Raw genomic sequence first — 14,641 nt, forward strand, 5'->3', positions numbered from 1 at the left:
CGCTGTGCTCGCCACCGACCCGGCCCGCCGGGTGCGGGCTGTGGAGGACCTGTATCGGCTGCTCCTCAATCGGCAGCAAATTTTTCCGGCGACCGCTCCGGCGGCCTTGGTCCTCGCTCGTCTTCTTGACAATGCGCGCACCCTCGCCGAAGACCGGTGGGAGCGCAGGGTCGGCCGCCGGTCGCTTCGCGCCGAACTGCTGAACTGGCTTGCTTCGTTCGCCGACATCGCCCGCCTGGACGTCGAAGACGGCGTCGGCACGGCGCAAGATCTGGCTGCCGCCCGTGCGGCAAGGCCAATACTCCACGACCGCATCGCGGATTTCTGCGACGACGACGATCCACTGGTGAGGGAGGCCGCGCTTGCGGCTACAGCCCTGCTCCTGGCCGACCCCGCCCTCACCTCGTCCGTACCCCGATACGCCCCCGCCATCCGCGAGGTCCTTGCCGTGAGCGCGGACTCGTACTACCGGTGGATCGCCCGGGAACGGCTGGCCGCCTGGGGAGAGGATGTCACCGGTCTCGTCACTGCGGAGGAGGAGCGCCGCGCAGCCCTGGACCGGGCAGGCGAGTTGGCGGAGGACCCATTCGGCCGAGACCAGGAGCAGGCGATCCGCTGGCTGGAAGAGCAACCCGGGGACACCGCGGCTCCGGAACGATTCGGTCACCGGCGAGAGGACTGGACCGCGCCCATACCGGCCGCCCCGCACGAGCCGACACCCGAGCCGCCCGTGGCCGTCCCGGGGAGCGAGGCAGGGTACCGCGGCCCGTGGCGGATTGCCCGGGAGAAGGAGCGCGCCGAGTGGACGTTCACGCCATACGTAGGAGTCGGCCCCCTGCACTTTGGGATGACTTTGGAGGAGATCACCCACGTCCTCGGCGAAGGACCTGCTGTCGTGTCCTACTCCCACCACGGTGAGGACCAGCAACTCAACTACGCAGACTTCACCGAGAACGGGATCAAGGCCCTCTTCCATGACGACCACCTGGGGTGCGTCGCCGCCGACGCCCTCACCGGCCCCCAGGTGAGGCTGGACGCTACCCCGCTGACCGGTTGCGTCCCTTCTGACGTGGAGAACTGGCTGGTCCACCGCACAACACGGCTTGGCAGCCTGGCATACAGCGTCGCTGGCGATCCGGTCTTCGCCGACCTCGGTCTAGCAATCCGCTCCCAGCCAGCCGACGAGGTCGTCCTGACCCGCCCCCTCTTCCTGCTCTACGACTGGCTCGACCTGTGGCACGCACTGCCCAGTGAGGAGTGGAACTGCTCTTGAAGGGTGGTTCGCCGGTCGACCTCACCTGAGTGCGAGGCCGACCGGTACAACGTTCCGCCTAATCGAGCGATAGCGGGGTCAACGGTGTCGACTGCGCCCTTCGAGACTCATAGCCACTGGTGCGGCCGGAGGGTGTGGGACAGGGGGCATGGGCGATGTTCCGCTGATGATGCTTCGACTGTGAGCTGCTTGCGTCCTCCTGTTCGGCTGAGCGGTGATGCGCCAGGCGAGAACCTCGGCCGGGTGCTCGGCGCTGTCGAGCTCCCGCTGGGCGCCCGCCTCGGCCAGGAGGCGTCGGGGGTTGTGACCGGCGGTCTCGGCGTGGGCGAGGGTTGTGGTCATGGCGGTCCACGTGGGGTCGGCGAGGATCCGGTCGGCGTGGTTGGGGAGGGCCGCACGAACGTCCTGCTCGTAGCGGCTGGCGGTCGCGGCTCGTGGTGCGCGGCGGGCCAAGTCCGCCAAGACGGGTGCGGCTGCCTGCTGATAGCCCGCCTGGAGGTGGCGGAAGGCTTTTTCGGCCGCTGCGGCCTGTTGTTCGTGGCCGCGCTGCTCGTGCCACTTGGCGGCGGCGCGGGCCAGGTACACGGTGGCGAAGAGCAGAGCGATGGCGAGTCCGCCGGGTTCGTTGGAGGCGTAGGCGAGTTCCTTGGCGGCCTGGCGCAGGGTGGTGGCCGCGTCGTGGTCAGCGCGCGCGGCGGAGCGGCGGGCGCGGTTGAACGCCGAGGCGGCTGCGCGTAGCTCTGCGCGGTGCGGGCCGGGTGAGGCGCTGGCGATGTTGTAGAGGGCGTCGCCGAAGGCGGCGAGGTGGGCCTGGGCGGCGGCATGGTCGTTGGAGTCGAGGGCGAAGTGCGCCGTCTGAATCGCGGTGATGGTGTGCTGCCACGGCTCGGCGGGATCTGCCGCGAACCTGGGGCGGTCGGTTACCTCCTGGTCGGGGAGGCGTTCGCGGAGGCGGTTGATGGAGAGGTCGGGGGCGAGTTTCGAGCCGCCGTACCAGATGGGTTCACCGGCGCTGTTGGTGTCGCCGGGCGCAGCGAGGCTGTAGCCGATCACGTCGCCGCTCTCGGGGCCGAGGCGTGTCTTTACCTTGATGCCGAGGGACTGCAGCACGGTGAAGTAGTCGGCCTCGGTGTGTACGGCGGCGGCGACCGCGTACGCCCGCTCGCGCAGCCAGTGCCGTGCCGTCACCGACTGGCCCTGGCGCTCGGCCTTGGCGCGTTCGGCACCGGTGGGGGTTCGGGGCGCGGTGAGGTCGCCGGACTTCAGGCGGCGCAGACCGAACTCAGCTTCGATCCGACGGCACTCGGCCTGAGCCCGTCGGCCGTCCTGGTGGGTGCGTGGGCGGCGTCCGTCGGCGCGGACGGTGGTGGCCATGATGTGGATGTGGTCGTCGGCGTGGCGTACCGCGATCCATCGGCATGCCCTCTCGTCGCCGTCGGGGGCGATGCCCGTGGCGTGCACGACGCGGCGGGCGACCTCGGCCCACTCGGTGTCTGTGAGGTAGCGGTCGCCGGGGGCGGTGCGGACTGGGCAGTGCCAGACGTGCTGCGGTGGCTTCTTGCCGCCCAGCTCACGGGTGCGGAGGTCGACGTGGTGGTCGAGTCGCCTGGCGAGCTGGGAGTAGGTGGCTGCCGGGTCGCGGCCGGGGTCCGGGGCGCCGGTCATGTCCCATGCGGCGACGATGTGGGGGTTGGTGTGCTCGTCGCGGCGCCCAGGGCCGAAGAGGTAGGCGATCAGTCCGCGGCTATCGGAGCCGGTGGAGACGTCAGGAACCATGGGTCGTGCCGTTCGCGAGGAGCTGGTCGATGAGGTGGAAGCTGTTCTGTGCTGCTTGCTCGACGCGGTCGAGAACCGTCTCGGCGCGCTCGGGCACGGTTCCTCGGTTGATGGCTGCGGTGATCTGGTTGAGGTTGCCGCCGATGCGGTTCAGTGCGACGGTGTGCGCCTCGACGGCCTCGATCAGCGGGCGGAGAGGATCGTCCTCCGGGCTGCCGACCATCCCCGCCTTGCCCTGCGCAACAGCCAGGGCTGCGTCCCCGACGAATCCGGCGAACCTCTGACCGCGCTGGTGGGCGGCGGCGCTGATCACCTGGACTGCGGTGCGTGTAAAGCGGATGGTCTTCTCCTGGTCGCGCTTCTCCACGGTGCGCTTGCGGTTCATCTGCGCGGGCAGGGCAGGGGCGTCGAGATCCCGCCAGGAGAGCTGCTCGACGAGTGGTGGGGCATCGGCCGGACTACTGGGAGGAGCGGAGTCGGCTGCGGGCCGGCCGGAGTCCTCGGCCACCCCCTCCTTCGGCTCGGGCGCCCCCTGGCGCTCGGCCTTGTCCTCCGCCATCCCTGAGGCGGGGGCAAGCGCGGACGAAGCCTCGTTAGAGGCTCGTTCGCTCCAGCTTGCTGCTGGTCGTCGGGTGAGCCTGAACAACTTCCTGCGGCGGCGGGAAGTGGGGTCGTCGGCGTTCGATTCGGGCATGGTGGTGCTCCGTCAGTCGTGGGGTGGGCCTTCGTCGCATCCGTCGCATCCGTCGCGTGGCTGGTCAGCACAGGTACGGAGACGGAGGCAGGTACGGAGTGATCCGTAACGCCGAGGAGATCCGTCCCCGCGCTGACCTGCGCGGGGACGGATGCGACGGATTGATGCGGACCTGGTGTCAGCGAGTGGGCCTGGGGCCTGCGGGCCCTCCCGGCGGGCCGGTGGGCAGCGTCCCGGACGGAGGGGCGGGCGGCCTGCCCCGGGTCGGATGTGCCGGGACCTCGGCGGTGGGTGCCGACAGGGCGGGGTCGGGGCAGTAGCGGGCCCATGCGTCCACGAACTGGTTGCGGGCGTACGCCTTGGCCTGCCTGCCGTTCTCGAATCGGTAGTTGGCCGGGCTGATACCGAAGTCGCGCAGCAGATTCGCCAGGTGGTAGGCGTTCAGCCCCTTCGTGCCGTACTCCGCCCACGGAGCCTCGGCGTCCTGGATGAGGACCGCGAGCAGGTCCTGGCTGCGCAGAGCCTCCTTGCCGCTCTCCTGGTCGAAGACGCGGCGGATGTCACGCAGCAGCCGTGTCTTCAGCGTCGTCTGCTCGTCTTGGACCACCTCGTTGCGCGTCATCGCCAGACAGGCGGCACGTGCCAGCGCGGGCCAGTGCCCGCCGGCGAGATCGGCGACGATGACGAGCGGCTCCCATGTGTCCGCAGCGCGGTCCTCGACAGGCATCTTCGGCACCGCGCCCGCGACGGTGCCGCGCTGCGGTATCAACCAGTCGGCGAGCCGGTCGCGCAGCGCGTGCAGTTCCGGTACGGAGTACCGCGATCGGAACGGGGTGATCTGCTCGCCTGGCTTGCGCTTCTGCATGCGGATGACGATCGCGCGGTCCATGATCGTGTCCGGCAGGTCACCGATGCCGGCCAGAGCCGCCATGGCGAAGGTGGGGAACGCGGTCGGCTTGTGCTCCGGCCCGGAGATCCGCCAGGCGGGCCGGTTGCGCTGGTGCCCGGCGTTCAGCAGGCCGCGCAGGTCCTCTTTGTCGCCCGCTTTGGGGCCGAAGATGGTGTCGGCCTCGTCCACCAGGAGTGTCGGCGGGTTCTTGCCGATGACGCGGAAGACGACGGCGGGGGAGGTGTTCACCGTCATCATCGGCTGGTGGACGGTCTCGTAGAGAACGTCTAGGAGGCGGGACTTGCCGCACCCCTTGGTCGGTCCGACCACCGCCAGCCGTGGCGCGTGCTGGAGGCCAGGCTGGATGTGGGAGGCCGCGACCCAAAGAGTGACGGCGGTCAGGGCCTCGTCGCTCGGCAGCACGACGTACCGCCCGATCGCCGTGCGGAGGTCGTCCAGCAGCGCGGTGCCTGAGCCCGCCGTGCTGCCACCGTCAGTGGCTTCTGGTGCGTCGGGAGCAGCGTCGTCTGTGCTGTCGGACACGATGGCCGGGGTGCTGTCCTCTGCAGACTGCGTATCCAGCGTGTTCCGATTCGGAACGCCGGTTGAGGCGTCGGCAGTGGCTCCTGCGGAGTCGTGGTGCTGTTCCGTTCGTCCCTCCCGGTCCCGAGGCAAGCCCTGGCCCGGGACCGCAGTGGGCGGCCAAACGACAGCGGATGTGTGCGAGGTGGCGGGGGACGTAGGGTCCTTCATAGACGTTCCTCTCGGGTGAGGGGCGAGACGGGCAAGGTCTCGCCCCTCACTGGTTCGTTCGTTCAGGGATGGGCGACGTGCAGGGGAATCTCCGGCCCTCGGCGTAGGCGCGCCGAGGGCCGTTGCTGTGTCCGGATGGGGCAGCGACTCATGAGGCCAGGCCCCAGTCCTCTCCGCCGTCGATCAGCGCGCGCTCGTAGCGCAGCAGTTCGGCCTCGGGGTAGAGAACCCGCTTGCCGACCTTGATGCCGCGCGGTCCCTTCTGGAGATGGCGCCAGTAACGGACGGTGCTCTCGGCAGTGCGGTAGCGCTCGGCGACCTCGGCGGTGGTCAGGTATCGCATGCGTTCCCATTCGGCTAGGTAGCGATTCGATCTGCATAATCAGTACCTCATGATCGGCGGTTAGCCAAACCGGGAAACCCATGTTTCAATTTGGATAGCGACGGTCGCGATGGAGGTTCGATGGCAAACGAGAAGGCCGAGGGTGGAGAAGTGCCGCTGCTCTACAGCGAAGGCAACGTGGCGGGCCGCGTGGCCCTGGAGCGCGAGGTCAGAGGGTGGAGCACGACCGAGCTGGCCGAGCGGGTGACCAGAGCGGGCGTGAAGATGAACCAGACGGCCGTGTGGCGCATCGAGAACGGCTCACCCCGCCGTCGGATCAACCTCGATGAGGCGCTCGCCTTCTCCCGCGTCTTCGAACTGCCCCTCGAAGAGCTCATGTCACCGCCCTTGGAAGGGCTCGACATCGACAGCCGACGACTCGTGCAGGAAGCCGTCGAAGCGTTCTACGAAACTCGCGACGCCCGCGACCGCCTGCACCGCGCCGTCGTCGCCGTCGCCGACCACATCAAGGCACACCCCGACAGCTCACGCGCGATCAACGAGCAGTGCCTCCGCCTCATGGGCGACGAGCGGGACGCTCGCACCCTCACCAGCGACATCGAGGACGGCGGCCACTACTGATTACCAGCACAAAGGAGAAGCCACTTGGCGAACATCCAGAAGCGCCCCAACGGCAAATGGCGCGCCCGCTACCGCGACCTCGACGGCAAGGAGCACGCCCGCCACTTCGACCGCAAGATCGACGCCCAGCGCTGGCTCGACGAAGTCACGACCAGCGTGGTCACCGGGCAGTACGTCGACCCGCGCTCGGCGAAGAAGCCCTTCAAGGAGTACGCGGAGGAGTGGCGGGCCAGTCAGCCGCACCGGCCGTCGACGGCCAAGGCCGTAGCCCAGCACCTGCGTTGCTACGCCTACCCCGTCTGGGAGAAGCGGGCACTCGGCGCGATTAAGCCCGGTGACGTGCAGAGCTGGATCACCAGCCTGACGACCACCCACAAGCTCGCCGCGAGCACCTCCCGCACCGTCTTCAACACGGTCAACGCGGTCTTCCGGGCAGCGGTCCGCGACCGCATGATTCCGCACAACCCCTGCACCGACGCGAAGCTGCCCTCAGTCCCGAGGAAAAAGGTCGTACCCCTGGCCGTCGAGCAGGTGCGGACGCTGGCCGAGGAGATACCCGGCCGCTACAGGGGCCTGGTCCTGCTGGGCGCTTGCACGGGGCTCCGCCCAGGCGAGCTCTTCGGCCTCCAGCTTCGGCACGTGGACCTGCTGCACGCGACCGTCTCGGTCGAGCAGCAGATCCAGCAGACCGCCAAGCACGGCATGTACGTCTGCCCACCCAAGACCGCTCGCTCGCACCGCACGGTCCCGCTCCCCCGCATGGCGGTGGATGCGATGAAGGCCCACCTGCGGGGCTTCCCCGCCGATGGGCCCGAGAGCTGGATCTTCACGGCGCCGCAAGGCGGGCCCGTGGTCTACACGCACTTCATGGACGGGTCCTGGCGGCCCGCCTGCGCGAAGGCCGGCATAGCGAAGGGCACCGGACCCCACGCCCTCCGGCACCACTACGCCAGCCTGCTGATCAAGCACGGCGAATCCGTGAAGACGGTCTCCGAGCGCCTCGGCCACACCAACGCGGCCATGACGCTGAACATCTACACCCACCTGTGGCCCGACTCCGAGGAGCGGACCCGGGCCGCCGTCGACAAGGCGTACGCGGACCGGTCCGCAGAGACCCAACCACAGGTCGACGAAGCGGCGTAACCGCTCCCCCGCGTGCCGGACCCATCCGGCACGCTGCGGACTCCGTGCGGACCGCAAAGGCCGCCCAACCCACTCCGCCGCAGGTCAGACGGCCTTTCGCCGAAAGTATTAGACGTTGAAGCGGAACTCCACCACATCGCCGTCCTGCATCACGTAGTCCTTGCCCTCCATGCGCGCCTTGCCCTTCGCGCGGGCCTCGGCGACCGAGCCGGTCTCGACCAGGTCGTCGAAGGAGATGATCTCCGCCTTGATGAAGCCCTTCTGGAAGTCGGTGTGGATCACACCGGCCGCCTCCGGGGCCGTGGCGCCCTTCTTGATCGTCCAGGCGCGGGCTTCCTTCGGGCCTGCCGTGAGGTAGGTCTGGAGGCCGAGCGTGTCGAAGCCGACGCGGCCCAGGGTGGCCAGGCCGGGCTCTTCCTGGCCCATGGACTGGAGGAGCTCGAGGGCCTCCTCGTCGTCGAGCTCGATCAGCTCGGACTCGATCTTGGCGTTGAGGAAGATGGCCTCCGCCGGGGCGACCAGGGCACGCTGCTCGTTCTTGAAGTCCTCGTCGACCAGCTCGTCCTCGTCGACGTTGAAGACGTAGAGGAAGGGCTTCGTCGTGAGCAGGTGCAGCTCGTGGAGGAGTCGGCCCTTCTCGGTGCCGGCCGTGATGCCCTGGGAGAAGAGCGTGTCGCCCGCCTCGAGGATCTTCTGGGCCTCCTCGACGGCGGCGAGTACCGCGACCTTCTCCTTCTGGAGGCGGGCCTCCTTCGTCAGGCGCGGGACGGCCTTCTCGACGGACTGGAGGTCGGCCAGGATCAGCTCGGTGTTGATCGTCTCGATGTCGTCCTTGGGCGAGACCTTGCCGTCGACGTGGACGACGTTCTCGTCCTTGAAGGCGCGGATGACCTGGCAGATCGCATCGGATTCGCGAATGTTCGCGAGGAACTTGTTGCCCAGCCCCTCGCCCTCGCTCGCACCCCGCACGATGCCCGCGATGTCGACGAAGTCGACGGTGGCGGGGAGCAGCTTCTGCGAGTTGAAGATCTCGGCGAGCTTGTTCAGGCGGGGGTCGGGGACGCCCACGACTCCGACGTTCGGCTCGATGGTGGCGAACGGGTAGTTGGCCGCCAGCACGTCGTTCTTGGTCAGGGCGTTGAACAGGGTCGACTTGCCGACATTCGGCAGGCCGACGATTCCGATCGTGAGCGACACTTTGGCGACTTCCTGAAGTGGAGGAGAGGGGCTGTGCGGGCGGGCCGGGAGTGGACCGATTCTCCAGTTTACGGGCGGGGCCGGGCGGCCCGTCACGGGTGCGGGGGCGGAGGCCGGTGGGGGCCGAACGGTGGTGTTTCGGCCGTGTGGGATCGAACGCAACGCCAAGGTCGTCCAAAGGGCGTGTCCAACGCCCGAAAGAGTGGACACGGCGACCTAGGTTGTCGGGGTGGAGCAGCACAGGACACGTACCCCGCAGCGCAGGCAGCCCTCGCAGGTTCCGCCCGCCCCGCCCGGTGGCCTTGGCGAGGTCACGGCCGCGGGCACCTATCCCGTGACGGTGGCGGTCGCCCCGGCACCGGGCCCCGGGCCGGGTCCGGGGCCCGGTGCGAGGCCGGGTTCCCGGCCCGGCGGCGTCCCGCCGGTGGTCATGGCGCTGCGCAGATTCCCCAACCCGCGGCTGACGGGCATCGGGGCCGGGCTCTTCGCGGCCCTGACCATGTTCCTGCTGGCCTGCGTGGACAGGCTGCTCCTCGGCGGTTCGGAGATCGTCTACGGACTGTTGTTCCTCCCGGTCAGCGCCCTGACCGCGCTCTGGGTGCGGCCCGCCGACCTGGTGACCGCGCCGATCATCGTGCCCATCGCCTTCGCGGTCGGCGTGATCCCCGTCTCCGGTGGCACGGGCGGATTCGGTGGGCAGGCGATGGCCGTCGTGACCGCGCTGGCCGTCCAGGCCGGCTGGCTGTACGGGGGCACCCTCGTCGCGGGGCTCATCGCCACCGTGCGGAAGGTCCGGCAGATGCGGGAGCGGCAGCGGCACGTGCTCAGGGCCGGAAGAGCAGCCGACCGGAACGACCGGAACGACAGGTCCGTCCGCCGCCCCCGCGTGTAGGGACTCGTACGGGAACTACTTGGCCGCTGCCGCCATGGCCGCGCCGACGATGCCCGCGTTGTTCTGCAGCTCCGCGGGGACCATCTCGGCCCGTACGTGTTCGATGAGCGGCAGGAACTTCTCCGCCTTACGGCTGACGCCCCCGCCGATGATGAACAGCTCGGGCGAGAACAGCATCTCCACGTGGACCAGGTACTTCTGCACCCGGTGCGCCCAGTGCTGCCAGCTCAGGTCCTCGTCCTCCTTGGCCTTCGTGGAGGCGCGCTTCTCCGCGTCGTGACCGTGCAGCTCCAGGTGGCCGAGCTCGGTGTTCGGGACCAGTTGCCCGCCGGTGAAGACCGCGCTGCCGATGCCCGTACCGAGGGTCAGCATGATCACCGTGCCCTTGCGGCCGCGTCCCGCGCCGAAGGTCATCTCGGCGACCCCGGCCGCGTCGGCGTCGTTGAGGATCGTGACGGGCTGCCCTATGCGGTCGCTGAGCAGCGCCCGGGCGTCCGTGTCGATCCAGGCCTTGTCCACGTTGGCCGCGGTCCTGGTGATGCCGTCCGTGACGACTCCGGGGAACGTGATGCCGACCGGCCCCTGCCAGTCGAAGTGGCCGACGACCTCGGCCACACCGCCGGCCACGCTCTCGGGCGTGGCCGGGTGAGGTGTCAGTACCTTGTGGCGCTCCTGCGCCAGCTCTCCGCGGTCCAGGTCCACGGGCGCACCCTTGATCCCTGAACCGCCGATGTCCACACCGAAGATCTCCATGTGATCCACGGTACGGGCAGGTGGCGCGGATCACTCCCCGGAGGGGGCGGTTGACCCGCGCACCGGCGTTATTCGGCCGAGAGCGCGGCGGCTTCGGCGCGCAGGTCGCGGCGGAGCTCCTTGGGCAGCGAGAAGGTGATCGACTCGTCCGCCGTCTTCACCGTCTCCACGTCCGCGTAACCCCGCTCTCCCAGCCACTCCAGCACGCCGTCGACCAGGACGTCGGGCACCGAGGCGCCCGAGGTGAGGCCGACCGTGGTGACGCCTTCCAGCCACGCCTCGTCGATCTCGTCTGCGAAGTCCACGAGGTGGGCGGCGGGGGCTCCGGCGTCCAGGGCGACCTCGACCATGCGGATCGAGTTGGAGGAGTTCTTCGACCCGACGACGATGACCAGCTCGGCGTCCTCGGCCAGCTTCTTCACCGCGACCTGGCGGTTCTGCGTGGCGTAGCAGATGTCGTCGCTGGGCGGCGAGAGGAGGTTGGGGAACTTCTGCTTGAGTGCGCCGACGGTCTCCATCGTCTCGTCGACGGAGAGGGTGGTCTGGGACAGCCACACCACCTTCGACTCGTCGCGGACCTCGACGTTCGCGACGTCCTCGGGGCCGTCGACGAGGGTGATGTGGTCGGGCGCCTCACCGCTCGTACCGATGACCTCCTCGTGGCCCTCGTGGCCGATCAGGAGGATGTCGTAGTCCTCCTTGGCGTAGCGGACGGCTTCCTTGTGGACCTTGGTGACCAGGGGGCAGGTCGCGTCGATGGTGGCGAGCTTGCGCTCGGCGGCCTCGGCGTGGACGGTCGGGGCGACTCCGTGCGCGGAGAACATCACGATGGAGCCCTCGGGCACCTCCGCGGTCACGTCGACGAAGATCGCGCCCTTCTTCTCCAGCGTCTGCACGACGTATTTGTTGTGCACGATCTCGTGGCGGACGTAGACCGGGGCCCCGTACTGCTCCAGGGCCTTCTCCACGGCGATCACGGCGCGGTCCACACCCGCGCAGTAGCCCCGGGGCGCGGCGAGCAGGACACGGCGGGCAGGGGTTGCAGTCATGCGTCCCATCGTAAGGCCGTACCGAACAGGCGCCGGGTCGCCGGGGTCGCGAGACTGGGGCGTACGCGACATCCAAGCGGCATCCAAGTGACAACCAGCGACATCCAGCGGCGGAGGTCTCATGGCGGGCAGCAGTGTGCAAGAGGGGAAGCTGCGGCGCACACTCGGCTTCCGTGACCTGGTGGTCTACGGTCTGCTGTTCATCGCGCCCATGGCCCCGGTCGGCGTGTTCGGCACCCTGGACGCCAAGTCCGGCGGGGCCGTCGCGCTGGTCTATCTGGTGGCGACCGTGGTGATGGCCTTCACCGCGTTCAGTTACGCGCAGATGGTGCATGTCGCCCCGCTCGCCGGATCGGTCTTCGCCTACGCCCGCAAGGGGCTCGGGGAGGGCCCCGGGTTCATCGCCGGCTGGATGGCGATGCTCGACTACCTGCTGATCCCGGCGGTGGCCTACCTCTTCTCCGGGATCGCGATGAACGCGCTGGTCCCCGAGGTGTCCCGGTGGGTGTGGACGGCGATCGCCGTGGTCGTGACGACCGCGCTCAACCTGTGGGGTGTGCGGGCTGCGGCCCGGGTGGGTTTCGCCGTGCTCGCCATGGAGATCGTGGTGCTGCTGGTGTTCGTGGTGTCGGCGGTGGTGGTGCTGGTGCGGGACGGGGCGCAGCGCGGCTGGCTGACGCCGCTGACCGGCGACTCCGGGTTCTCGATGACCGCGGTCGTGGGAGCGGTGTCCATCGCGGTGCTGTCCTATCTCGGCTTCGACGCGATCGCGTCCTTCGCCGAGGAGGTGACGGGCGGCTCGGCGAAGGTGGCGCGGGCGGTGCTTTTCTGCCTGCTGCTGGCCGGGGCGCTGTTCGTGGTCCAGTCGTATCTGGCGGCGCTGCTGGAACCGGTGAGTTCGGCGGAGCTGGCCGCAGATCCGGTGAAGCAGGGATCCGCGTTCTACGACGCGGTGGACGCCTCGGTCGGGTCCTGGCTGCACGACCTGGTGGCGGTCAGCAAGGCGATCGGTGCGGCCTTCGCGGCACTGGCCGGCCAGGCGGCGGCCGGGCGGCTGGTGTTCGCGATGGGTCGGGAGGGGCGACTGCCGTCGTTCCTGTCCCGGGTCGACCCCAAGTCCGGAGTGCCACGTGTCGCGATCGCGTGCGCGGCGGTCGTGACGCTGGTGGCGGCGGTCTGGGCGGCCAGGCGTGACGACGGCCTCGATCATCTGGTGTCCGTCGTGAACGTCGGCGCGCTCACCGCGTTCGTGCTGCTGCACGCGTCGGTGGTGGGCTGGTTCGCCGTGCGCCGGAAGGAAGGGCCGCCGAGCTGGTGGCGCCATGTGCTGATGCCGGTGGTGGGCGCGGCCGTCCTGGTTCTGGTGATCCTGGAGGCGACGACGAGCGCGCAGCTGGTGGGGCTGTGCTGGCTCGGAGTCGGGCTGGTGGTGCTCGCGGTCCAGTGGGGCCGGCGGGCCGCCTGAGGAAGAGCCTGAGGGCGGGCCTGTGCGGTCGTGACGCCCGCGCGCCGAAGCGCTCCGGCCGACCGTGCACGGCCGGTGTGCGGATCCGGGCCCCCGGCCACGGCGCGGATCCGCCCTTCACGTGGGCCGGGGTGCCACCGGTGGACCGGGCAGGAGGCGGGTGACGGGGCGGGATCGCGCCAATGCGCCGCCGGGTGCCGAAAAGGCCGTCTGGTGGCCGTCCTGGCCCGCTCCTAGGGTGGCCGGGGCCTCTGTCCACCCGCCCACATCCGGAGACGAACGATGACGGTCGACGACAGCACCGCGCCGATGGACTACCCGTTCACCAAGGCTTCCGCCCTCGAACCGCCGGCTCAGTACGCCGAGCTGCGGGAGTCCTGTCCGTACGCGAAGATCTCGATGGGCGGCGGCGAGATGGTCCTGCTGACCCGCTACGACGACGTCCGCACCGTGATGGCGGATCCTCGGTTCTCGCGCGCCCTCACCGCCGAGGGCGCTGCCCGGATCACCGAGGACGGCAACGACATCTTCAGCCGCGCCGACTCCAACAGCTCGGCCGTCGGCGCGGCCCACGAACAGTGGCGGCGCATGGTCGGCCGTTGGTTCACCGCCAAGCGCATGAGCGCGCTGCGGCCCGGGATCGAGGCGATGGCGGAGCAGCTGATCGACGGCATGCTGGAGCACGGCGCTCCGGCCGACCTGAAGAACCACCTGGCGTTCCCGCTCCCGGTGTGGGTGATCTGCGACATGCTCGGCGTGCCGCACCAGGACCGGGAGCAGTTCTCCCACTGGTCCACCGTGACCTTCACCTTCACCCGGTTCTCGAAGGAGGAGGTCGCCGCCGCCACCGCGGAGTTCGACGCCTACATGCTCTCCCACATCGAGGAGAAGCGGCAGGACCCGAAGGACGACCTGCTCAGCAATCTGATCGTGCAGACCAACTCCACCGGTTACCGCATGCAGGGCGCCGAACTGCTGCAGACCGCCAAAGGACTCCTCGCCGCCGGTCACGAGACCACGGCCGGGCAGATCTCCAAGATGACGGCCATGCTGCTGGCCGACCGGAGCCGCTGGGAGGCACTCCTGCGCGACCGGGCGCTGGTCCGCACGACCGTCGAGGAGGGGCTGCGCTCGGACGCCAACATGGGTTTCGGACTGCCCCGCTACCTCAGCGAGGAGGTCACGCTCGGGGACACGGTGCTCCCGGCCGGTACCACCGCGATGCTCAATCTGACGTCCGCCAACCGTGACGCGACGGTGTTCGAACGCCCTGACGAGATGGTGCTGGACCGGAGCCCCAACCCCCACATCTCCTTCGGGGTGGGTCCGCACTCCTGTCTGGGCCAGGCACTCGCCCGCACGGAACTGCAGGTGGTCCTCGATGTGATGCTGCGGCGTCTGCCCGGCCTCGAACTCGCTTGTCCGGTCGAGGACCTGCGCATCGCCGAGGGCCTGATCGTTACCGGTCTCACCGAGCTTCCGGTCCGCTGGTGACGGGGAAGGACGAGGTCATGCGCGTAACCGTGGAGCAGAGTCTCTGCTGCGGGGCCGGACAGTGCGTCCTGCTCGCTCCTGAGGTGTTCGACCAGCGGGAGGAGGACGGCGTCGTGGTCGTCCTCACCCCGGAGCCCGGTGCCGGGCACGCGGCGGCGACCCGGGAGGCGGCGGCGACCTGCCCTTCGGGGGCCATCCGGCTGCTCGACCACGACTGAGCCCGCCGGACGGGGAACCCGGACCGCGTCGCGGTCCGGGCGTACGGCCGGCCCGGGATGCCGGTCCCGGATGTCCGTCCC

General features: G+C 69.5%; 14 protein-coding genes. 7 read left to right on the forward strand and 7 right to left on the reverse strand.

All coding sequences use genetic code 11. The features are described 5' to 3' along the window. The first annotated feature begins 4 nt into the window (after positions 1-4). Entirely contained in the window at positions 5-1,273 is a 1,269-nt protein-coding gene (locus ABT001_RS07915) for a hypothetical protein (protein WP_351273931.1), read from the forward strand. A gap of 78 nt (positions 1,274-1,351) precedes the next feature. Here ABT001_RS07915 and ABT001_RS07920 read toward each other — a convergent pair whose 3' ends face one another. From ABT001_RS07920 to ABT001_RS07935, 4 genes are all read right to left on the reverse strand, one after another. After that, on the reverse strand, positions 1,352-3,049 hold the full coding sequence (locus ABT001_RS07920) for a relaxase/mobilization nuclease domain-containing protein (protein WP_351273934.1): 1,698 nt from the start codon (positions 3,047-3,049) through the stop codon (positions 1,352-1,354). Continuing rightward, entirely contained in the window at positions 3,039-3,608 is a 570-nt protein-coding gene (locus ABT001_RS07925) for a hypothetical protein (RefSeq protein ID WP_032763177.1), read from the reverse strand. Before ABT001_RS07925 ends, ABT001_RS07920 begins: the two co-directional genes overlap by 11 nt. 313 nt (positions 3,609-3,921) lie before the next feature. Beyond that, entirely contained in the window at positions 3,922-5,385 is a 1,464-nt protein-coding gene (locus tag ABT001_RS07930) for a DUF3631 domain-containing protein (protein ID WP_502967440.1), read from the reverse strand. Between the two features lie 148 nt (positions 5,386-5,533). After that, positions 5,534-5,728, reverse strand: coding sequence for a helix-turn-helix transcriptional regulator (locus ABT001_RS07935; protein ID WP_265693247.1), 195 nt, complete (start codon positions 5,726-5,728; stop codon positions 5,534-5,536). Between the two features lie 120 nt (positions 5,729-5,848). On the opposite strand from ABT001_RS07935, the gene ABT001_RS07940 reads away from it, so the two are divergent. Further along, positions 5,849-6,349: a helix-turn-helix transcriptional regulator gene (locus ABT001_RS07940; protein ID WP_351273940.1), complete on the forward strand. Its 501-nt coding sequence runs from the start codon at positions 5,849-5,851 to the stop codon at positions 6,347-6,349. Positions 6,350-6,373: 24 nt separating this feature from the next. Then, positions 6,374-7,492: a tyrosine-type recombinase/integrase gene (locus ABT001_RS07945; protein WP_351273943.1), complete on the forward strand. Its 1,119-nt coding sequence runs from the start codon at positions 6,374-6,376 to the stop codon at positions 7,490-7,492. 108 nt (positions 7,493-7,600) lie between these two features. On the opposite strand, the gene ychF is transcribed toward ABT001_RS07945, so the two are convergent. Next, the gene (ychF, locus tag ABT001_RS07950; RefSeq protein WP_351273946.1) at positions 7,601-8,689 is read right to left on the reverse strand and encodes a redox-regulated ATPase YchF; all 1,089 of its coding nucleotides are present in this window, start codon (positions 8,687-8,689) and stop codon (positions 7,601-7,603) included. A 229-nt stretch (positions 8,690-8,918) separates the two neighbouring features. Between ychF and ABT001_RS07955 the strand changes: the two genes are divergently transcribed. Continuing rightward, positions 8,919-9,581, forward strand: a complete 663-nt coding sequence (locus ABT001_RS07955; protein WP_351273949.1) for a DUF6542 domain-containing protein — start codon at positions 8,919-8,921, stop codon at positions 9,579-9,581. Positions 9,582-9,596: 15 nt separating this feature from the next. Here ABT001_RS07955 and ppgK read toward each other — a convergent pair whose 3' ends face one another. Further along, positions 9,597-10,334 carry a polyphosphate--glucose phosphotransferase gene (gene ppgK / locus ABT001_RS07960; RefSeq protein ID WP_351273952.1) on the reverse strand — a complete coding sequence of 246 codons (738 nt, stop codon included), beginning with the start codon at positions 10,332-10,334 and terminating at the stop codon, positions 9,597-9,599. Between the two features lie 68 nt (positions 10,335-10,402). Next, positions 10,403-11,392: a 4-hydroxy-3-methylbut-2-enyl diphosphate reductase gene (locus tag ABT001_RS07965; RefSeq protein ID WP_351273955.1), complete on the reverse strand. Its 990-nt coding sequence runs from the start codon at positions 11,390-11,392 to the stop codon at positions 10,403-10,405. Positions 11,393-11,504: 112 nt separating this feature from the next. On the opposite strand from ABT001_RS07965, the gene ABT001_RS07970 reads away from it, so the two are divergent. From ABT001_RS07970 to ABT001_RS07980, 3 genes are all read left to right on the forward strand, one after another. Beyond that, positions 11,505-12,848 carry an APC family permease gene (locus tag ABT001_RS07970; protein WP_351273958.1) on the forward strand — a complete coding sequence of 448 codons (1,344 nt, stop codon included), beginning with the start codon at positions 11,505-11,507 and terminating at the stop codon, positions 12,846-12,848. 282 nt (positions 12,849-13,130) lie between these two features. After that, positions 13,131-14,342 carry a cytochrome P450 gene (locus ABT001_RS07975; RefSeq protein WP_351273961.1) on the forward strand — a complete coding sequence of 404 codons (1,212 nt, stop codon included), beginning with the start codon at positions 13,131-13,133 and terminating at the stop codon, positions 14,340-14,342. A 17-nt stretch (positions 14,343-14,359) separates the two neighbouring features. Further along, positions 14,360-14,560: a ferredoxin gene (locus tag ABT001_RS07980; RefSeq protein WP_351273964.1), complete on the forward strand. Its 201-nt coding sequence runs from the start codon at positions 14,360-14,362 to the stop codon at positions 14,558-14,560. Positions 14,561-14,641 lie beyond the last annotated feature (81 nt).

Origin of the sequence: Streptomyces sp. NPDC002793 (genome assembly GCF_040295485.1) — a bacterium.
GTDB lineage: Bacteria > Actinomycetota > Actinomycetes > Streptomycetales > Streptomycetaceae > Streptomyces.